Origin of the sequence: Actinoallomurus spadix (assembly GCF_024055725.1) — a bacterium.
Taxonomy (GTDB): domain Bacteria; phylum Actinomycetota; class Actinomycetes; order Streptosporangiales; family Streptosporangiaceae; genus Actinoallomurus; species Actinoallomurus spadix.
The window spans coordinates 15,016-35,784 of sequence record NZ_JAMXMX010000027.1 but is presented as its reverse complement, the minus strand read 5'-3'; the positions used below and the strand labels follow the sequence as shown (position 1 = coordinate 35,784).

Below are 20,769 nucleotides of genomic sequence, written 5' to 3'. Positions count from 1 at the left end.
ATGCCCGACCCGCAGGCGGCGGGAGACCCGATCCGCGTGCTGGTCTGCGACGACCAGAGCATCGTCCGGGCCGGCTACGTCACGATCATCAACGCCCAGCCCGACCTGGAGGTGGTCGGTCAGGCGGAGGACGGCCGGGCCGGGGTCGAGCTCGCCCGGCGACTGCGTCCGGACGTGATGGTGATGGACATCCAGATGCCGCTGCTGGACGGCATCGCGGCGACCCGGCTGCTGGCCGGCCCGGACGTGGCCGACCCGGTGAAGGTGCTGGTCGTGACGACGTTCAATCTCGACGAGTACGTCTACGACGCGATCCGCGCGGGGGCCAGCGGCTTTCTGCTCAAGGACTCGCGGCCGCACGAGCTGGTGTCGGCCGTGCGCACCATCGCGGCCGGTGAGGCGCTGCTGGCGCCCGCCGTGACCCGCCGGCTGATCGGCCGGTTCGGCTCGCGGGTCCGCGCCGCGGAACGAGAATGGGACCCGCTCAAGCCGCTGACCGGCCGGGAGCGTGAGGTGCTGACGCTGATCGCGCGCGGCCTGTCCAATGGCGAGATCGCCGACGCCCTTGTCATCAGCCACGAGACCGTTAAGACGTACGTCTCGCACATCCTGACCAAACTCGGCCTGCGCGACCGTGTGCAGGTAGTGGTCTTCGCCTACCAGAACGGCCTGGTCAGCGGGTACTGACCGGCGTTATCCCCCGAGCGAGCTAGCCGGATCGCCCACGTCGGCGCGATGACTCCCCGGCCCTGCCATCCGTAGCGTTTCCGGCAGTTCGGCCTGCATCCGAGGCCGCGATCTGACGGAGGCCATCGTGAGGAACCGCGCCGATTCGACGGCGGTGCAGGAAGGGGTCGAGCAGCGGCCCGAGGACAAGCCCCAGAGGGGGCCGCGACCGGCGTGGGTGCGCCTGGTCGTCCTGCTGGTGCTGAGCGTGGTGGCCGACGGCGTCATCGGCTCGATCTACGCAGGCGTACAGAGCAACGCCGTCGCGCTCCTGATCGTGGGGGTTCTGGTCGGGCCGCTTCTCGCCTGGCTCGTGTTGCTGGGGTACGCCACGATGGTGCGCGTCCTCGAACGCCGCGACGCGGACGAGGTGGGACGGCCCGGCGCGGCCGCCGAGGTACGCCGCGGGACGTTGCTCGGGATCGGGCTGTTCTCGATCACCATCGCGGTCATCGCGGTCTTCGGCGGGTACGGCATCCACGGGTGGGGCAACCTCGCCGCCGCCATCGGCGCGTTCGGTATGACGTGCGCGGTGGCCGTGGCCGAAGAGGTGATGTTCCGCGGCGTGCTGTTCCGCATCGTGGAGGAGAAGACCGGCACGTGGGGCGCGATGGCGGTCTCCGCGATCCTCTTCGGGGCGTTGCATCTGATCAACTCCGGCGCCACGCTCTACGGCGCGGCCTCCATCGCCATCGAGGGCGGGCTGATGCTCGCCGCGGCCTACACCGTCACCCGTACGCTGTGGTTGCCGATCGGGCTGCACCTGGGCTGGAACTTCGCCGAGGGCGGCATCTTCGGGACCAACGTCTCCGGCTCGTCCGACCACACGCTGGGTCTGTTCAAGGGCACGGCGTCCGGCTCGTCGGTGCTGAGCGGCGGCAGCTTCGGCCCCGAGGCGAGCATCATCGCACTCCTGGTCTGTGGGACCACGACGGTCCTGCTCCTGCGTCAGGCCCGGCGCCGCGGCCGCATTCGCCGGCGCAAGGCGTCTGCCGCACCGACCCCGGCCTGAGCATCTCTGAGATTCCGTCTCCCACGAGGTGAAGCGCGGTATTCCGTTCCGCCTCATGGCTTTGGTTCATCGGCCGACGCGTCGGCCGTCCCGTACATCCCATTCGTGGCACACACCTGTTCGAAAGGCATGACTCGACGATGAGAAACGTTCTTCCACTCGGCAACTCCCAGGCGAGGAGCGCCGTCGCGGTGACGATGCTGGCCGGCATCGGGGTGCTGGCGAGCATGATGACGTCGTGTTCGTCCAACCCGGATGCCAATTCGGGCAAGGCGGCCGCTCAGACGACGATTCCGGTCTCGGCCGCCTCGGACAAGAACGCGATCGCGTGGGGAGCCTGTCCGCCACTCGCGGAAGGAGCGACGAGGGATCCGCGGGAAAAGTGCGGAACGGTGAAGGTGCCGTTGGACTATCGGCACCCGGGAGGTAAGAGCATCTCGATCGCGGTGTCCCGGATCGCCACGGCCAAGCCCGGCAAGCGGCGGGGCGCGCTGCTGCTCAACCCGGGTGGGCCGGCCCTGGAGGGCCTGGACATGCCCGGGCAGATGGCGCCGACCCTGCCGGCGTCCGTCCTCGACCGGTACGACCTGATCGGATTCGACCCGCGCGGGGTCGGGCACAGCGCGCCGATCAGCTGCCACCTGAACGACCCGAACCTGGCGAACCTGCTCCCCTACCCCGCCGCCGACGGCTCGATCACCGCCAACGTAGCCCAGGCCCGTACGACCGCACGGCAGTGCGCCTCTTCGGTCGGGGACGACCTGAGGTTCTTCACCACCCCGAACACCGCGCGGGACCTGGACCGGGTCCGCCGAGCCCTGGGAGAGAAGAAGATCTCCTACTGGGGCCAGTCCTACGGCACGTACCTCGGCGCGGTGTATCGCGCGCTGTTCCCCGGCAACACCGACCGGATGATCCTCGAAGGCAACGTCGACCCGAACCTCGTCTGGCAGAAGCAGTCCGCCAGCTGGAACAAGGGCATGGCCGACCGGTTCCCCGACGCCGCCCGCGTCGCGGCCGCGCACAACGACAGCATCGGGTTCGGCACCGACGTCCCCACGGTGACCAGGAACTACCTGGCCCTGGCCGACCGCCTCGACCGTGAGCCCGCCCCGCTGCCGGGCACGAACATGTCCTTGAACGGGCTGACTCTCCGGCAGGTCACCTACTCACTGCTGCTGCACAACGAGACACTCCCCGTGCTGACCCAGGTCTGGAAGGCCTCGGCCGACCTGGCCGACGGGAAACCGTCGGACCAGGACAAGGCCGTGCTGGCACAGGTAGCGAGCACCAGCCCGGCCGAACCCGGTGTGCCCGCGGACAACCAGACCAGCATGTTCCTGGCCCTCGTCTGCGGAGACGCCGCGTGGTCGCATGACATCAACAAGTACGCCGCCGACACCGCCGCCGACCGTAAGGCCTGGCCGCTCACCGACGGCATGCCGAAGAACATCTGGCCGTGCGCGTTCTGGCAGGCTCCGAACGAGGCGCCCGTGAAGGTCACCTCGCGAGGTCACCGCGACGTCCTGATCCTGCAGAACCGCCGCGACAACGCCACCCCGTGGGAAACCGGTCTCGGCCTGCGCCGGACGCTGGGCTCCCGTGCGAGCTTCGTCGGTGTCGACAACGGCGGCCACTACGTCTACCACGCGGGCTCGACGTGCGCCGACGCCGCCACCGTCGCGTTCCTCGCCGACGGGAGGCTCCCGGCCAGGGACCTCCACTGCACCGCCAAGCCGCTGAGCTAGATGAACCCCTCGCCCGGGGTCTGGACAACGGGCGAGGCCGTCTTCGCGGGAGGCACGGCGAGGCTGCCGGGACACCGGCAGCCTCGCCCGAGCTCGCCCTACGCGCTCTTACACCCTGGTGGCCAGGGCTCAGCGGGCCGGCGGGCCACCCGTGTCGTCGAGCATCGAGTGGTGGGCTCGAGCCCTATGATCTTGCCTGCGCATATCTGATCATCTGTCCGACGGTACGGACCACAAGCGCAGAAAAGGTGCGATATGAGCTTTATTGCCAAGGCATTCGACATCACCGAGAAGGGCTTCGATTCCGGCGTCGAGGCCATCGAGGAGTGGAACGAGCACCGGCGCGCGCAGAAGCTGCTGCTCAAGCTGGGCGTGGCCGTCTACGCCGAGCAGCGCCTGGGTCACGACCACGGCGCGGTGGAGCGCATCATGAAGGCCATCGATGGCCATGTCGCCGACTGCGGAGAGCTAGAGCTCGATCATTTGCGGGTGGCCAAGGATGTGCTGGGCGAGGACTTCGTCGCCGCACACAGCGGCGATGCCAAGCCGACCGACAGCGAGCCCGACGCCAGCACCACCATGACCACCTCTGCCGGCTGAGCTCGAACGGCCGTCCAGCGGGTCTTCGGGTAGCCATCGAGTAATGGCGGCATGCCGGGCCGGGCCGGGAGCGGCTGCCGGGCCCGGCCCACCGAAGACCTTGGTCAGATCACGGTGGCCATCGTGAGAGGTGATGCCCCACAACCACCACCACTCCGACGCGACAGTATGAGCAACGATAGGCATCACGGCAATTCGCCAGCCATCAAAAAATCGAAAATCCCGGTGAAGTGAGCGTCGGTGCAAATATGAGCCTCGATGCCGTAACCTGAGGTCGTCGAGTCTTCAGGAGGTGCAGGGCTCATGCCCGAGCCTAGAATGGATTCAGTCGGGCCGGACCTCACATTCGGGGATCGCGTCAAGTTGCTGCGGAACCGTCGCGGTTTGACCCGAGATGTCCTAGGGGCCCTCGTCGGTAAGTCCGGAAGCTGGGTCAAGGCGGTCGAAGCTGGACGTCTGCAACAGCCGAAACTCCCCATTCTGCTCCGTCTCGGGGAGGCACTTCGCGTTCGGGACATTGCGGAGCTGACCGGTGATCAATCTGTACCCGTCCAGCTGTTCGCGGGCCCGGGGCATCCTGCTCTACCTGCCGTACGCGACGCCATCAACGCCCTGGTCCCTCCCGATGCACCCCCTCCCCCACTCGACCATCTCCGGGCGCGCATCAATGCCGCCTGGCGCGCCCGCCACGCCGCACCCGACCATCGAACGGTTCTCGGACGGCTACTCCCCGACCTGATCAGGGACACGCAGCGCGCCGTGCAGTTCTATGAGAGCGGAGACCGGCGGCAGGCTCAGGCGATGCTCGCAGACGTCTATAACCTGTCCCAGTTCTTCCTTGCCTATCAACCCGCTGCGGATCTGCTGTGGCGCGTCGCGGAGCGAGCGATGGCCGCCGCCCAAGAAGCCGATGCCCCTGAAGCGATCGGCGGCGCGGCGTGGCTCCTCATCGAAGCTCACCGGGACGCGGGCGAGTTCGAGATCGCCGAAGGCGTCAATCAGCAAGCCCTGGACCTGCTTCGCCCGTACATGGACGACGCTGACCACCGGTTGCGCGCCAGGTGGGGAGCGCTGCTGTTCGCGCGCGCCTACACGGCCGCGCGTGCGGGCGAGAGCGGTACGGCGTGGCGTATGTGGGATGAGGCGAACGATGCCGCGCATCGGCTGCCGCAGGACTACTACGACAGGATGACGTCATTCAGCCGCACGATCATGGGCGCTCACGCGGTCACTATCGCAGTTGAACTGCGCCAGGGTGGCGAGAGCAGGCAGCAGGCTCGCCGCGCCGCGCGCCCGCTCATTCCGTCTCAGCCCAGGCGAGGCCGGCACCTCATCGAGGTCGCACGTGCATATCACCTCAACAACGACCGGGAGAGCGCGCTCGGAAGCCTGAAAGAGGCTTACGTCGCCGCGCCGGAGACGATTCGTTACAACGGCCATGCGCGCCGGCTCCTGCTCGAGTTCACTACCGGAGGACCGCGAGAAATCCGACGCGAGGCCAACGCCCTCGCGGACAAGATCGGCCTCATGGTCTGAACGTAGGGGTACGAACTGTGCCCCTCGCCTCTGACCGGCTGTCATACCGTCACTGCCGCAACGGATCGTGACTGATCGATCACGTTAGGCGAACGGGGCACGTCATGAGTCAGAGACGCACCACCGTGTGCACGGCGACCGTGCGGGACTGCTCGGTCCTGCACGCATCTCACCTGCGCCTGATCGTTGAGGAGAGCCGCCGGTTCCTCCAACGCGCCGCGGAGGCGTCCCATGGCTGACCCTCAGCGCGTGGATGAGTACGTCGGCAGGCTGCCCGCGGCACTCACCGAACTCGGTCCGCGTCCCGTCGTACGTGGCGCGCCCCGGCCGGAGCCGGACGTCGAGCCGTTCTCCCCCGCCGACGAGATCGACTATGCGGCGCGGCGGATCGCCGCCGTCGTCGCCGGACGCCTTCAGGAGTCCGCCGATGGGTGAGGAGCAGTGGGCGGTGATCGTCGCGCAGGTGCAGCGCCGGTTGCCCGGCTGGGTCATCGTGCGGGCGCCGTACCACGGTGGCCTGAGCGCGTTCGGGGCGTGCACGCGTCAGACGACGGTCATCGACGCGTCCGACCCGGACACCCTCATCGCCCTGTGCCGCGCCGCCGAACTCGCCGCGGCGTCCAGCGCCCGCACCACCCCCTGAACGGCACCCCAATTCCGCTTCCGAGACAGGCGACGGAGCCATGAGCAGATCCTTCGACAGCGCATACCGGGCTCTGCCCGACGAGGAGACCCGCCGTACGTATCGGCTGGCCAGCCACCATCCGGGGCTCGACCTCACCCCCGACGACGCCGCCGCGCTCACCGGCGGCACAGTCGAGGCCGCCGCCGTCCACCTGGAGCGTCTCGTCAAGGCCCGGCTGCTGGAGCGCAGGGCACCCGGACGGTATGCCTTCGGTGACCTGGCCTTCGATCACGCCCGGGCGATGGCCGAGGAGTACGGCATCGGCGATGACCCTCTCGCCGCGCTGGTCCGGCTCGCCTACCGGAAGCTGCGCATGGCCGCCGCCGCCCACCAGGCGCTGACGAGCCGCTGGGGCCTCGGCCGCGTCCTTCTCGAACCTCCGGCCGCCCGGTTCACCGAGACCACCGCGCTGGACTGGCTGGAGACCGAGCGCCACACTCTCCTGGCCCTCGTGAACGCCACGCACCAGCGCGGCCTGCACGCGCTGTCCTGGCAGATCGCGGAAGCGGCCTGGCCGCTGTTCTCCCGCCGCCGTCACTACGGCACGTGGATCACCATGTACGAGATCGGCGACAGGGCGGCCAGGGCCGCCGGCGATCTCGAGGCCCAGGCCAGGATGCTCCAGGGTCAGGCCTCCGCCTGGCTGGGCCGGCGGAACCACGGCCACGCCGCGACGCTGGCCGACCGAGCGCTCGTGCTCGCGCGGCTGAGCGGTCACCGCCACGCCGAAGGCACGTCACTGGAGCAGCTGGGCCTGGCCGCGCTCGGTGAGGGCGACCACACCACCGCCGCCGGCCGCTTCACCGCGGCTCGTACGATCTACCACGACCGCGACGACGCACGCGGGGTGGCGATGACGACATGTCGGCTGGGCGAAGCCGCCCTCGCCGCCGGGGACTGCAGCGAGGCCGTCGAGTACCTGGTGGACGCCGACGCCTGGTTCGCGCGGCAGCCGAACGAGGGTCATCTTCGGTCGCACTGTCTCGTACGGCTCGGCCGCGCGTACCGCCGCCTCGGCCGCCATGAGGACGCTCTGGAGGTGCTGGAGACGGCGCTGGAGTCGGCTCGGACGACCCGCGCGCATCAGCGGCAGGCCGAGGTGCTCGTGGAGTTCGCCGGCCTCGCCGATGACCTGGGCAAGATCGATCTCCGGCAGCGGCACCTGCGCGAGGCGTACGCCATCTACGCGGAGCTGGGCGCTCCGGAGGCGGCGGCGGTCGCCGGCCGGATCCTCCCGGAGACGCGATGAATCAGCCCAGGCGGAACCGCTGGGCGGTGCTGGTGTTGCAGGCGTAGATCTGCAGGGCGTCGCCGGGGCGCTGCCGGTTGCCGGGGTCGTCGAGGCAGCGTCCGGACTGCGGGTTGTAGAGGGTGCCGTCGCTCCGGCTGGTCCACTTCTGGGAGCCGGTGCCGTTGCAGTCGAACAACTGGACCGGGGTGCCGTCGGCGGTGGCGCCGTGGCTGACGTCCAGGCACTTGCCGAACACCCGGACGGTTCCGTCGCCGGGGGTGGACCAGCGCTGGGCGTCGGTGTCGTTGCAGGTGTACAGCTGCACCGCGCCGGCCGAGGAGGGGTCGGCGTCGGCGATGTCGGCGCAGAGCCCGCCCGGGCCGGTGACCGGTCCGGGCGGCAGCCGCCAGATCTGCCCGTCGGTTCCCAGACAGTCGTACAGCTGCAGCTGGACGGCCCCGGGGTCGCGGTCGGAGTTCGGGACGTCCAGGCAACGGCCGGATGCGGGATTCAGCAGCGTGCCGTCGGCTCGGCGGGTCCAGGACTGGCCAGGGGCGCCGGTACAGGAGGCGATGGTGACCGGCGCGCCGTCGGCCGTGCCGCCGGCGGTCAGGCAGCGGCTCAGCAACCGCACGGAGTCGTCGCCGGCGTGGCCGGCCTGCTGCGCGGTGGTGTGGTTGCAGGTGTAGACCTGGACCGGCTGCCCGTCCGCGTCGACACCGCCCCGTACGTCCAGGCACAGGCCGCCGACGCCGACGACCTCGCCGGTGGCCGGGTTGTCCGCGGCGGATCCCGTGAGCGTCACGGTGTGCGCCGCCCCGGTCGGCAGGCTGTCGGTGGTGACGGTGACGGTACGGCTGTTGCGGTTGTACGCCCACGCCGTCTCCGGCACCCGCACTCCGTCGATCAGGACCGCGGTGGGCGCGGCGCTGTTGGCGACGCGCAGGGTGTACGCCCGGGCGGTGGGCGCCCCCGGGTAGCCGCCGGTGGCGGCGCCGACCGTGAAGGTGCGGGAGCCGTCGGCCCAGGACAGCGGGGTGGTGGTGAACTGCCCGGACGCGTACCCGTTGCCCTCCCCCGCGTCGCCGTAGAGGGTGAACGAGCCGTCCGCGCCGGCGGTGACGTTGACGGTGAGCCCGCCGGCCGGTCGCTCCTTCTGACCGTTCACGTAGTCGGTACGGAGGGGCACGATGCCGCCGGCCTTGACCAGCACCGGCATCCGGGACAGCGGGGCGGTCATCGTGACGGTCGCCGGCCCCGTGTACGTCGCGCCGGTGAAGTAGTCGCTCCAGGTGCCCGGCGGCACCCACACCGACACCGACCCGTTCCCGTTCGCGTCATTCGCCGTGGTGACCGGCGCCACCAGCAGGTCATCGCCGTACATGTACTCACCGGAGGCGCTGTAGGCGGCGTCGGCGGCCGGGTGGTCGAGGTACATCGGCCGTACGATCGGCACTCCGGTCCGGGCCGCCTGCCATGCCATCGTGTAGGTGTACGGCACCAGCGCCTCCCGCAGGCGCAGGAACCGCTGCGCCGCGGCCTGGGCCGCGCCAGAGTAGTCCCACGGGAGCCGGTCGCCGTGGTCGGAGTGCAGCCGCAGCACCGGCTGGAAGGTGCCGAACTGCACCCACCGGGCGTACAGGTCGTCGGCGAGGTGACCGCCGTGAAAACCGCCGATGTCGTGTGTCACACCGGTCAGGCCGGCGGCGGCCTCCCCGGCGGTGAACCGCGCCTCGTAGGCCAGGGTGTCCCAGGTCGAGTACGTGTCACCGGTGAACGCCAGGGTGTTGCGCCGCTCGGACCACGGGCCGACCGGGAAGTTCGTGGCGTCGAGGCCGCCGTGCTCGGTGCCGCCGATCCGGCTGAACGCGAACCCGCGCAGGCCTCGCCCGGTGTCGTGGTCGGCGTACGCCTGGTTGATCAGGTTGTCCGGCGCGACGTGCGGATCCGAGGCGATCGACGACCCGCACCCTCCGCAGTAGTCCAGCCACCAGGCCCGGACGCCCTGCTGCTCGAACGGCGCGTGCAGCCCCTGGTAGGCGGCCAGGTGCGCTGGATTCGACCAGTCGAAGTAGTGGGTGTGCCCGTCAGGCTGGACCGGCAGGCCGCCGGCGGCGCTGTTCGCCGCCGGGAACCTCGGATCGCTGTCGTCGATCTCGGGGTGGACGTTGAGGCTCACGTCCAGCCCCATCTGCTTCGTCCAGGTGAGGAACGCCTGCGGATCCGGGAACAGGTCCGTGTTCCAGTTCCACCCGTCCCACTCCACCGGCTTCTTCCAGTCGGTGTCGACGACGAGCCAGTCGATCGGGACGAAGTTCCTCCGGAAGGCGGGCAGCAGCGTGTTCTGGTAGTCGGAGGTGCTGTACCCCCAGAACCGGGAGAACCACACGCCGTACGCGGTCTGCGGGAGCAGGTTCGCTCCCCCGGTCAGCGCGTTGAGGTCGCTCAGGGCCTGCTTGTAGTCCTGCCCGTACCCGAAGAAGTAGCCGTCCTGATAGGGCTGTGCGCCGTGGCCCGGCCGGTCGCCGACCGTGTGGTTCGCGCCGATCAACGCCGTACGGGTGTCGTCCAGCAGGTACCAACCGCCCCGGTCCAGGATGCCCGGGTGCAGCGTGCCGGCGTCCGGCAGGCCGTTCGGGAGATTGTCCAGCGACCGGTACCAGCCGCCCAGCTGGCTGGTCGGACCCGCGCCGTAGCCCGTGGTGCGCAGATCGGTGGCCGGCGCCGGATAACCCGTGGCCGTGGCCGGTGTGACGGCGAGACTGTCGAGGTTGACGCGGCCCGAATCGGCGGCGTCCTCGGCGACGGTGATCGTGTTGACACCGGCGCGCAGGCCGACGTTCACCGACGCCGTGGACCAGGTGTCCCACGAACCGGTCGCCGGCAGGCTGAACCGCGGCCCCACGGTGCCGTTGACGTGCGCCGTCAGCGTACGCGTCGCGGACTGGCCGTCGCTGCCGGTGGCGTTGGCGTACCGGACGGCGAGCCGCCACGTGCCGGCGCTGGGCACGTCGACGTCGTACTGCACGCCGCTGCCGGTGCGCTCGTATCCCGAGGCGAATCCGGTGCCCGTGTAACCCTTGTGGTCGTAGGCGGGCGTCGCGTTCCCCGTCAGCAGCGCGTTCTCGCCCTCGCATGCGACCGACACGGGACAGTACGACGGGAACGCCGGCCGCGCGGTCGTGCCCGTCGCGGTGATCGCGACGCTTAAGTTCGACGCGGTGAACGGGCCGCTGTTCTGCTTGTACCGCAGGGTCAGCGCGCTGGTGCGGATCTCCCGGTAGCCGTCCGCCGTCACCGTCGTGGTGTACGCCGGCGGCGTGAACGACCGGTTCACGGCGTTGAAGGTGGTCGCGTCCGTGAAGACGCCGTCACCGGCGTACTCCGTACGGATCAACGTTGGCGTCAGCACTTCGAACCGGGCGGCACCGTCCGTCACGGCCGCCGCCGGGGCCGCGGTGGCGGGCGAGGACGGCAGGGCGACGACGACCGAGACGGCCGTCGCGAGCGTGGCCAGGGCGGACACCACCGCCGAGCGCCGGACCGGTGATGTCTGGAGACGCATCGGCACCTCGCACGCTCGGCTTGCCGTCCCCCGCATCAGATCATCGGACCGGCTTTCTGTAAACACTCTGAACGGTTTCCGCCCGAGCGGGCCGGATCACCGGCGAGATCAAGGTCCACGACCGGTCACCGACAGTGGCGGCCCCTATGGTCACCTCGGTGGCGGCGGCCGGATCGAGGCGCGCATGGCCGGGGCATGGGGACTGCTAGAGTTACGGACATCGCAGGCGCCGCTAGCTCAATTGGCAGAGCAGCGGACTCTTAATCCGCGGGTTCGGGGTTCAAGTCCCTGGCGGCGCACCCGTCCCGACCTGGGCGTTCTCGGTTCCACCGGGAGCGCCCAGTGTCTGTTTTAGGGCAGTTTGGCGACCGTGGTCGCTCCGTGGCTGCTCGGATGCTTGGTCTTGGTGCTCCACCCCCGGCACCGACAGAACGGCGCGCCACCACGACCGGGAGCCCCGCCCGCGAACCGGCCGGGGATCACCGATACGCCGGCCGAGACGGCAGGCGACCAGCCGGCACGTCACCGCCTCTGGCACAACCGAACATCCCCTCCCCCGCAGAGCCGCCTTCGGGGCGCGGCACGTGTCGTCGGGGATCGGCCGCGATGGCGGACGTTCAAATCCCTACCTCGTCTTTGATATCGGGATCCGCACCCATGGAGGACCGGCCGAGCCCGGGTTCGGAATAACCGAACCTCGTTCACGGGGGATCTCACCATTGTGGCGCTGAGTCGCGGGTTCCTAGCGTCAATGGCATGAACAGCGTTCTTGAGCTGGATGAGTCAGCCGGTCCTACGGCCGCGGCGGGCGTACGGTGAACGCCTTGTGGAAGGTGAGATCGATACGCGTTTCGTCGCCGGTCGGCCGCCGTCCGCGGGGCGGTGGCGTCCTGAGCGTCGCAGCGGCCGGCGTCGCGATCGCGTGCGCCGGAGTTCCGTCCAGCGCCGCCGCGTTCGCGGCCGGGACCGGCCCCGCAGGCGGGCGGCACGCGCTGCCAGGTTACGTGCCGCTGTGGACGCTGCCGCCGGAGGCCGGGGGCACCGATTCCGCGGATCTGGGGCCGGCGCCGACCGGTGCGCCGATCGCCGCCCGGGTGTACCTGACCGGACGCGACCCGCATGGGCTCGCGGCCTACGCGGCGGCGGTCGCCGACCCGCACGGCGCGCTGTTCCATCACTACCTGACGCCCGCCGAGGTGCGGCGGCGGTTCGATCCGGCGCGCGCCCAGGTCACGGCGGTGCGGTCCTGGCTGGCCGCCACCGGGCTGGACGTCACCGCGGCGAACCCGCATTACCTGTCGGTGCGCGGGAGCGCGGCCGAGGCCGCGCGCGCGTTCGGTGCCGTCTGGCACGGCTACCGGGTCGGTGCGCTCACCGAGCAGGCGCCCCCGCCGGGGGCGCGGCTCAGCGTGCCGGCGCGGGCCGCCGGGGCGGTGCTGACCGTGGCGCCGACCGAGATCGGCCTGCCCGGCTCCGGCGGCGAACCCGCGGCGGGCGGCACGCCCACCGCGCCGGGCCGCGCCGAGACCGCTCCGGCCTCACCTGGCCGCGCGGGCACCTCCACCCCGGCCTCGCGCGCGGCCGGATCCGCATCGGCCGGGTCCGTTGCGGCCTCGACGTTGCCCTGCTCGGAGTATTACGGGCAGCGGCGGGCGACGAATCTGCCGCCCGCCTACGGCCGGACGGCGCCTTACGCCGGGTGCGGCTACACTTCGCAGCAACTCCGCAGCGCCTACGGGGTTCCGGCCGCCCTGACCGGCAAGGGCGTGCGGGTCGCCGTGGTCGGCCCCGGGCGCAACGCCACCACTTCGGGCGATGTGGCGCGATTCGCTAGCGACCACGGCGTGCCGCTGCGGCCCGGCCAGTTCACCGAGATCATCCCGCCCGGGCTGGACGCCTCGTGCGAAGGCCGGGAGTTCCCGTTCTCCGAGGACTACATGGCCATCGAGGCCGTGCACGGAATGGCGCCCGACGCGGACATCGTCTACCTCGGCGCGAAATGCGATGACGACGATCAGGCCCTGTCGATGCTCGACGAGCTTGGCACCGTCACCGACCGGCACCTGGCCGGGATCGTCAGCGGGCGGACGATCAGGCACTACGATCCCGACCCCTCACCCGGGCTGATCGCCGCTTACGAGCAGATATTCCAGCGGGGCGCGGCCGAGGGGATCGGTTTCTACAACGGCACCGCGGACCACGGTGACGGATCGAACTGCCAGATCAGCGGAGAATGCCATCCGCACCCCTCCAAGCCCGCGATCAGTTACCCCGCCGGCGACCCGTGGGTGACGGCGGTGGGCGGCACCAGCCTGGCGATCGGGGCGCGCCGCCAATACCTGTGGGAGACCGGCTGGGGTGACCACCTCACCGGGCTGACCCCGGACGGGAAGAGCTGGGCGCAGCCACCGGGCGCGTTCGCCTTCGGCGGGGGCGGCGGCACCAGCGACGTGCTCGGGCAGCCGTCCTACCAGCGTGAGACGGTTCCGGCGGCGCTCAGCCAGGCACATGGATCCCGCGTGCCGATGCGCGTCGTGCCCGATGTCGCGGCCGACGCCGGCGGTGGCACCGGCGTTCGCGCCGGCCTCACGGTGCCCCCGGGCCAAGCGGTGCCGCCCGGCTATCGGGAAATAACCGTCGGCGGGACCAGCGTCGCGACGCCGGAGTTCGCGGGCATGCAGGCCGACGCCCAACAAGCCGCAGGCGAGCCGATCGGGTTCGCCAACCCGGTCATCTACGCGCGCTACGGCACCTCGGCCTACCACGACGTCACCGACCACCCGCTCGGCCCGGGCGTTCCCCTGTTCGCCGCGGGGCCGGTCGCCAACCAGATTCCGGGGCTCCCCACCGAGCCCTACCTCGACACCTTCGGCCTCGACCAGAGCCTGGCCGCGACCCCGGGCTACGACGACGTGACCGGCGTCGGCACGCTCACCACCAGCTACTTCGACTCCTTCCGACCAGCGCAGCATCGGGAGCGGCCTGGCCGGGTGCCGCATTCCGTAGCCGAGCAGGCCGTGGGCAGGAAGCGTTGAGGGGCCATCATGCGCTCTACCGGACGGATACCGCCTCACGGCCTGGTCACCGCGGTCGCCGAGGAGGGTCCGCACTCATGGAGGGCCGGGCCGTGTCCGGGGGTTCGGAAGAACCGAACCCCCTTTTCGGGGGAGCTCCCCATGGTGGCTCGGAGCTGCGAATTCGTAGCGTCGGTGGCATGAGCAACGTGCTGGAGTTGGAGCGAGTCAGCCGGTCCTACGGCCGCGGCGGGCGTGCGGTGCACGCCTTGTGCGAGGTGGACGTCCAGGTCCCGGAACGCTCGCTCACGGCGGTGATGGGCCCGTCCGGCTCGGGCAAGTCGACGTTTCTGCAGTGCGCCGCCGGGTTGGACCGGCCCACCTCCGGGGTGGTGCGCCTCGGCGGTCGAGTGATCAGCGGGATGAGGGAGCGCAGCCTGTCCAGGATGCGGCGTACGCGGATCGGGTTCGTCTTCCAGTCCTTCAATCTGCTGCCCGCGCTCACCGTGCAGCAGAACGTACTGCTGCCGCTCCGGCTGGACGGCCGGCGCCGCGATCCGGCGGGCGCCTGGGAGCTGCTGGCCCGGGTCGGCCTGGACGGACGCGAGGACGCCCGTCCAGGCCAGCTCTCGGGCGGGCAGCAGCAGCGGGTGGCCATCGCCCGGGCCCTGATCACCGAGCCCGAGGTGATCTTCGCCGACGAGCCGACCGGGGCCCTTGACCAGGAGACCGGCGCCGAGATCCTGAGCCTCCTCCGCGAGGCGGTCGACCAGCAGGGGGCGACCGTCGTGCTGGTCACGCACGATCCTGCGGTGACCGCCCGGGCGGACCGGGTGCTGCGGCTCGCCCACGGGCGGCTGGTCCACGACAGCGGCGCCGGAGACGTCGCCGTGAGCAGCGTGGCGGACGCCGCCGCGGCGGCAAGGGGGCAGGTCCGATGAGCGTCCTCCGTCCCACCGGTCTGGCCACCGCGGCCGTCCGCTCCCGCCCGTCCGCTCTGGCGGGCACCTTCGCGGCGCTCGTGCTCACCGCGACAGTGCTCGTCGCGAGCGTCGCGATGACGGTCTCGGCGTCGGCCGCGCCGCCGGAGGGCGATCCGGCCGCCCGCGCGCAGCTCGCCGGTCTCTCCGACATGGGCATCGCCTTCAGCCAGATGATGGCGTATCTGTCCATCTTCGTGATCGGTCAGGTGATGGCGCTGGCGGTGGCCCAACGCCGGCGGGAGATCGCGCTGCTGCGCGCGATCGGCGCCGAGCCCCGGCAGATTCGCCGGATGGTCGCCGTCGAGGCTCTCGGCACTGCGCTCGCCGCGCTGCCCGTCGGATGCGGACTGGGGACGCTGCTCGGCCGCTTCTGGCTGCACGGCCTGGCCGCGCACGGCATGGCCCCGGCCGGTGTCTCCTTCCAGGTCGGGTGGCAGTCGCTGGTCACCGCGGGCGGGGTGCTGCTGGTCTGCTCACAGCTCGGCGGTCTGATCGCGGGCTGGCGAGCGTCCCGTACCCGGCCGTCGGCGGCGCTCGCCGAGTCCTCCGTTCAGGGCGGCGAACGAGCGGGCGTGGTAAGGGGGATGGCGTCCCTGGCCGCCCTGGCCGGTGCGGTCGCGCTGACCGTGGCCGCGGGCGTGGGGCCGGCCGAGAGCGCGGCCGAGGTGATCCCGCTGGTGGTGCTCGCCTACCTGGTCGCGATCGGCCTCGCCGGGCCGTGGATCGGGCGGTGCACGATCGCGCTGTGCGCCCCCTCGCTACGGGCGTTCGGAGGGGCGCCCGGGGAGCTGGCAGTGGCCGGTACCCGGGCGAGAGCGCGCCGGCTGTCCGCGGCGATCACGCCGGTCGCGCTGGTCACGGCGTTCGGGGTGGTCAAATTGCCGTCGTTCACCGGATCCGGGGCCGGGTCCGGGGAAGACTGGGGCGAGGTCTTCGGCACACTGCTGTACGTCGGCTTCGCCGGACTGGTCGCCGCCAACACCCTGGTGATGCTGTCCCTGGAGCGCCTGCGTGAGTTCTCGCTGCTGCGCGCGGTCGGCGCGGAGCGGCGGCAGATCGTCAGGACGGTCGCGACCGAATGCGCGATCATCACGGTGGCCGGTGTCGGCGCGGGGATGGCCGCGGGCTGCGCGGTGATGCTGCCGCTCGGCGCCCGTACCGGAACACCGCTGGGCGGGGTGCCGGGATGGGCCTGGCTCGCCGTTGCGCTGTGCGGAGCGGTGCTGGTCGGGGTCTCCTCGGGTGCGCCCCTGCCGCGGATGCTGCGGGTGCGGCCGATGGACGGCCTGACGCGTCACAGCAATTGACGGCCCGCGAGGGAGCGGTCGGTGATGACGAGAACCGCTTCGAAGCGGTGTGCTACGCCGAGAGAGACGACCATGAATTCCCCACCCCGGCAACTCCCTGACCACTCCCAGCCCGCCGAGCCCACCTCCGGAACCCTCGCGGAGGGGGCTCCCGGTCCCGGCCGGGGGCGAGGCTTCGAGGCCGACGGCGGGGCGGCGACGCCGGACCGCTCGGGGCGGCGGCGCCGACGGCCGCGGCGGCTGACGCGGGGCCTGCTCCGCGCGGTCTTCGGCTCGCCGGGGGAGGTCGCGTATGAGCTGTTGGCACCGCTGCCCGGGTTCGTCTGCGGGGCCGCGCTGCTGCTGATACTCGCCTCGGGTCTGTTCGCGTCGGTCATTCTGGTCGGCCCGGTGCTGCTGATCGGCGTGCCGTTCGCGGCGCGCGGCACCGGGGCCATGCACCGCGTGCTGCTGCGCGGGCTGCTGGGCGAGAGGATCCAGCCGCCGCCCCGCAGGTCCCGGTCGCCTCGCGGGCTGCTCGGACGCGCCCGCGCCGCGCTGACCGACGCCGACGGCTGGCGCTCCGCCGCCTTCACCATCGCCTTCCTGCCGGTCGGGGCGCTCCTGGTGCTGGTGCTCGCGACGATCCGCCTGTACGGGCTGGTCACACTGACCTATCCGATCTGGTGGTGGCTGGTCCGGTCGGACGGTGACCACCGCGGTCTCGGGCTCGGCTTCGGCGGCGTCCACCTCGACAACTGGGCGGCCGCGCTGCTGACCGGTCTGGCCGGTCTCCTGCCGATGGTGCTCTCCACCTGGTGCACCCGAGGGCTGCTCGACCTGGCCGTCCGGCCGATGGCGCACGCACTGCTCGGGCCCGGCCGGCTGGACGCCCGCGTCCACGTACTGGAGGACACCCGCGCGCTCGCCGTGCAGGACGCCGCCGCCACCCTCCGCCGGATCGAGCGCGACCTGCACGATGGCGCGCAGGCGCGGATGGTCGCGGTGGCGATGACGCTCGCCCGGGCACGTGAGCGGCTGGCCCGGCTCCCCGGCACGGAGCCCGGACTCGTCTCCGGGCGTGAGCTGGTGGACACCGCGCTGGCCGAGTCCAGGACCGCGATCGGCGAACTGCGGGAGCTCATCCGCGGCATCCACCCACCGGCCCTCGACGACGGTCTGGACGTGGCCCTGGAGACCCTGGCCGCCCGGGCCGGGATCCCGGCCACGGCAGAGACCGACCTGCCGGTACGGCCGCCGGAGGCGATCGCGTCGATCGCCTACTTCTGCGCGGCCGAGCTGCTCACCAACGCCGCCCGGCACTCCGGAGCCACCGCCGTTCGGATCGGGGCGCACGTCGACGCCGCGCCCGACGGGCGGGTACTCCGGCTGACCGTCCGCGACGACGGACACGGTGGCGCACACCTGCGCCGGCGGGGCGCGGCACGGCATGCCGGCGGCACCGGCCTCGCCGGCCTCGCCGAGCGGGTCAGTACGGTGGACGGACGGCTGCTGATCGTCAGTCCGGACGGCGGCCCCACCACCATCACCGTCGAACTGCCGTTCCCCCGGAGGGACGACGCAGAGCCGGACGTCCTGACGGAGGCGCGTTGAGTCTCGGAGCCGGGGAAGACCGCATGCCACCCACCGCACCGCTGCGGATCGTCGTCGCCGAGGACGCGGCCGTCGTCCGCGAGGGCCTGGTGCAGCTCCTGCGCGACCGCGGTCTGGACGTGCTCGCCGCGGTCGGCGACGCCGAGGCCCTGGTCGCCGCCGTCGAGGAACAGCGCCCGGACGCCGTGGTCGCCGACATCCGGATGCCGCCGACCCACCGCGACGACGGCCTGCGCGCCGCGCTGAAACTCCGCGAGCGCCATCCTGACCTCGGCGTACTGCTCTTCTCGCAGTACGTCGAGACCCGATATGCCGACCGGCTCGTGGCGGGCGGCCTCGCCGGATTCGGCTATCTGCTCAAGGAACGCGTCGTGGACATCGACGAGTTCGTCGACGCGCTGCGCCGGGTGGCGGACGGCGGCACGGCGCTCGACCCGGAGGTGGTCGCCCAACTCCTGGCAGCGCGCCGCTCGGCCGAATCGCTGTCGGCGCTCACGGGACGGGAGCGCGAGGTGCTGTCGGCCATGGCCGAGGGCCGCACCAACGCGGCCATCGCGGACGCGCTCGGCGTCTCCCGCCGGGCGGTGGAGAAGCACACCGCAACGATCTTCGACAAGCTGGGCCTGCCCCGAACCGCGTTCCAGCACCGGCGCGTCCTCGCGGTCCTGCGCTACCTTGAGCGGCGTAACTGAGCGGCTTCAGAGCAGCCCTCGATCCGACCGGCACGAACGAGTGGGCGGTTCGGCGACCGTGGCCGCTCTGGGCGGCCAGGTCACTCTGCCGGCCGTCAGGCCGCCGCGCTGTCCTCCACCTCGACGAAGTCGTCGTCGCGCCAGGAGAAGCGCGTGGCCGGATGCAGTCGGCGGGTGATCGACTCCACGTAATCGGCGATCTGCTGGCCGCCGTCGTGCCGGCGTCGCGGGGTCGGCCGGCCGCGCTCATCGATCCAGCAGGGAATGAACCCGGCGGTGATCGCGCCATCCTCGGCGAATCGCATCGACGCGATCATCGCGTTGCGGCTTTCCGGATGGAATGGATAGAAGGGCATGCCGGGGTCGGGGGTGAAGCCGAAAAGCTCCTTGCGCTTGCGCGCCCAGGCTTCACGTTCCGGATGGTCGCCGTCGGCCGGGGTGAGCGCGCGCGTCACCGTGACGAAGTTGCCGAGTCCGTGAAAGATCGGGCGACCGCGATGCATCTCGATGCCGCGAAGGATGTGGGCGTGCTGGCCGATGACGGCGTCCGCGCCCGCGTCGATCGCGGCGCGCGCCAGCGGCCCCTCGTACATCGCCAGGGCGCCCGGCGTGTGCACGATTCCCTTATGGAAGGAGACGAGGACGATATCCGCGTTCTCCCGGGCCGCCGCGATATCGGTGGCCAGCCAATTCAGATGGTCCGGTTCCGCGAAGGTGTAGACCCGTGGTGGTCCGCCGGGGTTGGCGCCTTCGAGCTCGTAATGGGTGAGGATGTGGATGTAGGCGCAGCCGGGCTTCGCCGAGGTCGCCCAGGACTCGCGTGGCCCGACGCAGTTGTAGCTCAGGATCGCAACAAGCCTTCCGCCGGCTGCGCAGATCGCCGGGGTCCGTGCCTCGGCCAGGGTCGCTCCGGCGCCCGAGGTGCGGAGGCCGGCGGACCGGGCATGATCGACGGTGTCACGCAGCCCTTGCGGCCCGGCGTCGCAGATGTGGTTACCGGCGAGGGTCACGGCGCCGAAACCGGCATCGGCGAGCGCGCCGAGCGCCGCCGGGTCGGCGGGCGGAGCCGGCACGTCGGTACTCGTCTGTGTCCTCGTCGTGGAGTGCGGCACCTCCACGTGCCCGATCACCAGATCGCCCGTATGGAGCAGCGCACGACTCGGATCGAAGAACGAGCCCGGGTCCGGCTCGTCGAGGATGAGGTCCCCGACGGCGAGGATGTTCACCATCACGATCCCGTCCGGTCAGGAGTTCAGCTCGTCGAGGTACACGGCGACCTCGGCGGCGAGCCGTTCTGGACGTTCACGCGCGACGAAATGCCCCTCGTCCTCGAACAGCACGGCCTTCGAGCGCGGAACGCTGCGGGCGGCCCGTAGCGCCGACTCGGGCGAGATGACGCCATCGCGCATCCCGGCGAGAATGAGCACGGGAACGTCGATGGTCCGCAGGATCGCGCTGAGTTCTTCGTTGGTCCTGGCCTCGGGAAACGGCATGCCCTGGTTGATCTGGGCCTCCTCTGCGCTGTACTCCAGGTGGTGCCGCACCAGCGAGGCGATGGTCTCCTCCCGGAGCGCGGCCCGTTCCGGCGTGTCCGTGGAGCCCCCGAGGATGCGGAACTGCTTCTCGATGACGTCCCTGTTCCCCCGGTTCTCGACGACGGCGCGGCGGCCCACCGAGGAGGACGTGTCACCATCGCGGTCATGCGGGGTGCCCACCACCGAGATGAGCGCTTTCAGCCGCTGCGGATGGCGCCGGGCCAGATGCCAGCCGATGCCGCCGCCGTGCGAGACACCGGTGTAGATGAACCGGGACACGCCCAGATGGTCGGCGAAGGCGATCACATCGTCGGCCCATTGGTCGAGCCATCCCTGCTCCGGCGCCGCCCGCAGATGGGTGGAACGGCCGAACCCGCGCGCCTGGATGGTGAACACGTGGCAATCCGTCGGCTCGTTCGCGAGCACGGCCGGGTAGCCGTCGAATCCGGAGGCACTGGACAGGACGACTTCGTCACCGTTCCCGTATTCGTCGTACCAGAGCTGCACGTCGTCCGTTTCAAAGATGGGCATGAGAACCTCCG

General features: G+C 71.1%; 17 protein-coding genes, 1 tRNA gene and 1 pseudogene. 16 read left to right on the top strand and 3 right to left on the bottom strand.

Features of this window, described 5'->3' with window-relative positions:
• The 10 genes and pseudogenes from NE235_RS30590 (at position 1) to NE235_RS30550 (ending at position 7,556) form a co-directional block, all read left to right on the top strand.
• Positions 1-687, top strand: coding sequence for a response regulator (locus NE235_RS30590; protein ID WP_252809165.1), 687 nt, complete (start codon positions 1-3; stop codon positions 685-687).
• Between the two features lie 127 nt (positions 688-814).
• Positions 815-1,738, top strand: a complete 924-nt coding sequence (locus NE235_RS30585; RefSeq protein WP_252809044.1) for a CPBP family intramembrane glutamic endopeptidase — start codon at positions 815-817, stop codon at positions 1,736-1,738.
• A gap of 140 nt (positions 1,739-1,878) precedes the next feature.
• On the top strand, positions 1,879-3,486 hold the full coding sequence (locus NE235_RS30580; RefSeq protein WP_252809042.1) for an alpha/beta hydrolase: 1,608 nt from the start codon (positions 1,879-1,881) through the stop codon (positions 3,484-3,486).
• A 255-nt stretch (positions 3,487-3,741) separates the two neighbouring features.
• Positions 3,742-4,086 (top strand): hypothetical protein, encoded by a 345-nt coding sequence (locus NE235_RS30575; protein ID WP_252809039.1) that lies wholly within the window; start codon positions 3,742-3,744, stop codon positions 4,084-4,086.
• A 303-nt stretch (positions 4,087-4,389) separates the two neighbouring features.
• A pseudogene (locus NE235_RS38430) lies at positions 4,390-4,593 on the top strand (helix-turn-helix domain-containing protein); the annotation flags it as partial.
• A 252-nt stretch (positions 4,594-4,845) separates the two neighbouring features.
• Positions 4,846-5,622, top strand: coding sequence for a DNA-binding protein (locus tag NE235_RS38425; protein ID WP_252809167.1), 777 nt, complete (start codon positions 4,846-4,848; stop codon positions 5,620-5,622).
• Positions 5,623-5,726: 104 nt separating this feature from the next.
• Positions 5,727-5,861, top strand: coding sequence for a hypothetical protein (locus NE235_RS37840; protein ID WP_289849435.1), 135 nt, complete (start codon positions 5,727-5,729; stop codon positions 5,859-5,861).
• Complete coding sequence (locus NE235_RS30560) at positions 5,854-6,057, top strand: hypothetical protein (protein WP_252809036.1); 204 nt, start codon at positions 5,854-5,856, stop codon at positions 6,055-6,057. Before NE235_RS37840 ends, NE235_RS30560 begins: the two co-directional genes overlap by 8 nt.
• Positions 6,050-6,265, top strand: a complete 216-nt coding sequence (locus tag NE235_RS30555) for a hypothetical protein (protein WP_252809034.1) — start codon at positions 6,050-6,052, stop codon at positions 6,263-6,265. Before NE235_RS30560 ends, NE235_RS30555 begins: the two co-directional genes overlap by 8 nt.
• A 40-nt stretch (positions 6,266-6,305) precedes the next feature.
• Positions 6,306-7,556, top strand: a complete 1,251-nt coding sequence (locus tag NE235_RS30550) for a tetratricopeptide repeat protein (RefSeq protein WP_252809032.1) — start codon at positions 6,306-6,308, stop codon at positions 7,554-7,556.
• Between the two features lies 1 nt (position 7,557).
• On the opposite strand, the gene NE235_RS30545 is transcribed toward NE235_RS30550, so the two are convergent.
• On the bottom strand, positions 7,558-11,103 hold the full coding sequence (locus NE235_RS30545) for a ricin-type beta-trefoil lectin domain protein (protein ID WP_252809030.1): 3,546 nt from the start codon (positions 11,101-11,103) through the stop codon (positions 7,558-7,560).
• Between the two features lie 226 nt (positions 11,104-11,329).
• Here NE235_RS30545 and NE235_RS30540 point away from each other — a divergent pair.
• From NE235_RS30540 to NE235_RS30515, 6 genes are all read left to right on the top strand, one after another.
• A tRNA-Lys gene (locus NE235_RS30540) sits at positions 11,330-11,402 on the top strand.
• Between the two features lie 534 nt (positions 11,403-11,936).
• On the top strand, positions 11,937-14,138 hold the full coding sequence (locus NE235_RS30535; RefSeq protein ID WP_252809164.1) for a S53 family peptidase: 2,202 nt from the start codon (positions 11,937-11,939) through the stop codon (positions 14,136-14,138).
• Between the two features lie 179 nt (positions 14,139-14,317).
• Entirely contained in the window at positions 14,318-15,058 is a 741-nt protein-coding gene (locus tag NE235_RS30530) for an ABC transporter ATP-binding protein (protein ID WP_252809028.1), read from the top strand.
• Complete coding sequence (locus NE235_RS30525; RefSeq protein WP_252809026.1) at positions 15,055-16,407, top strand: ABC transporter permease; 1,353 nt, start codon at positions 15,055-15,057, stop codon at positions 16,405-16,407. Before NE235_RS30530 ends, NE235_RS30525 begins: the two co-directional genes overlap by 4 nt.
• 72 nt (positions 16,408-16,479) lie before the next feature.
• Positions 16,480-18,000, top strand: a complete 1,521-nt coding sequence (locus NE235_RS30520; protein ID WP_252809024.1) for a sensor histidine kinase — start codon at positions 16,480-16,482, stop codon at positions 17,998-18,000.
• 41 nt (positions 18,001-18,041) lie between these two features.
• Positions 18,042-18,692, top strand: a complete 651-nt coding sequence (locus NE235_RS30515; RefSeq protein ID WP_252809162.1) for a response regulator transcription factor — start codon at positions 18,042-18,044, stop codon at positions 18,690-18,692.
• 95 nt (positions 18,693-18,787) lie between these two features.
• Here NE235_RS30515 and NE235_RS30510 read toward each other — a convergent pair whose 3' ends face one another.
• The gene (locus tag NE235_RS30510) at positions 18,788-19,921 is read right to left on the bottom strand and encodes a CapA family protein (RefSeq protein WP_252809160.1); all 1,134 of its coding nucleotides are present in this window, start codon (positions 19,919-19,921) and stop codon (positions 18,788-18,790) included.
• A gap of 15 nt (positions 19,922-19,936) precedes the next feature.
• A complete protein-coding gene (locus NE235_RS30505; RefSeq protein ID WP_252809022.1) occupies positions 19,937-20,758 on the bottom strand; it encodes an alpha/beta fold hydrolase in 822 nt (273 codons plus the stop codon).
• Positions 20,759-20,769: the final 11 nt, after the last annotated feature.

Bases quoted from the DNA above. Each gene is read 5' to 3' on its own strand.
- NE235_RS30560 (WP_252809036.1), top strand. From the start codon at position 5,854: ATGGCTGACCCTCAGCGCGTGGATGAGTACGTCGGCAGGCTGCCCGCG.
- NE235_RS30545 (WP_252809030.1), bottom strand. From the start codon at position 11,103: ATGCGTCTCCAGACATCACCGGTCCGGCGCTCGGCGGTGGTGTCCGCC.
- NE235_RS30510 (WP_252809160.1), bottom strand. From the start codon at position 19,921: ATGGTGAACATCCTCGCCGTCGGGGACCTCATCCTCGACGAGCCGGAC.
- NE235_RS30575 (WP_252809039.1), top strand. From the start codon at position 3,742: ATGAGCTTTATTGCCAAGGCATTCGACATCACCGAGAAGGGCTTCGAT.
- NE235_RS37840 (WP_289849435.1), top strand. From the start codon at position 5,727: ATGAGTCAGAGACGCACCACCGTGTGCACGGCGACCGTGCGGGACTGC.
- NE235_RS30550 (WP_252809032.1), top strand. From the start codon at position 6,306: ATGAGCAGATCCTTCGACAGCGCATACCGGGCTCTGCCCGACGAGGAG.
- NE235_RS30520 (WP_252809024.1), top strand. From the start codon at position 16,480: ATGAATTCCCCACCCCGGCAACTCCCTGACCACTCCCAGCCCGCCGAG.
- NE235_RS30580 (WP_252809042.1), top strand. From the start codon at position 1,879: ATGAGAAACGTTCTTCCACTCGGCAACTCCCAGGCGAGGAGCGCCGTC.
- NE235_RS30590 (WP_252809165.1), top strand. From the start codon at position 1: ATGCCCGACCCGCAGGCGGCGGGAGACCCGATCCGCGTGCTGGTCTGC.
- NE235_RS30505 (WP_252809022.1), bottom strand. From the start codon at position 20,758: ATGCCCATCTTTGAAACGGACGACGTGCAGCTCTGGTACGACGAATAC.
- NE235_RS30555 (WP_252809034.1), top strand. From the start codon at position 6,050: ATGGGTGAGGAGCAGTGGGCGGTGATCGTCGCGCAGGTGCAGCGCCGG.
- NE235_RS30525 (WP_252809026.1), top strand. From the start codon at position 15,055: ATGAGCGTCCTCCGTCCCACCGGTCTGGCCACCGCGGCCGTCCGCTCC.
- NE235_RS30530 (WP_252809028.1), top strand. From the start codon at position 14,318: ATGAGCAACGTGCTGGAGTTGGAGCGAGTCAGCCGGTCCTACGGCCGC.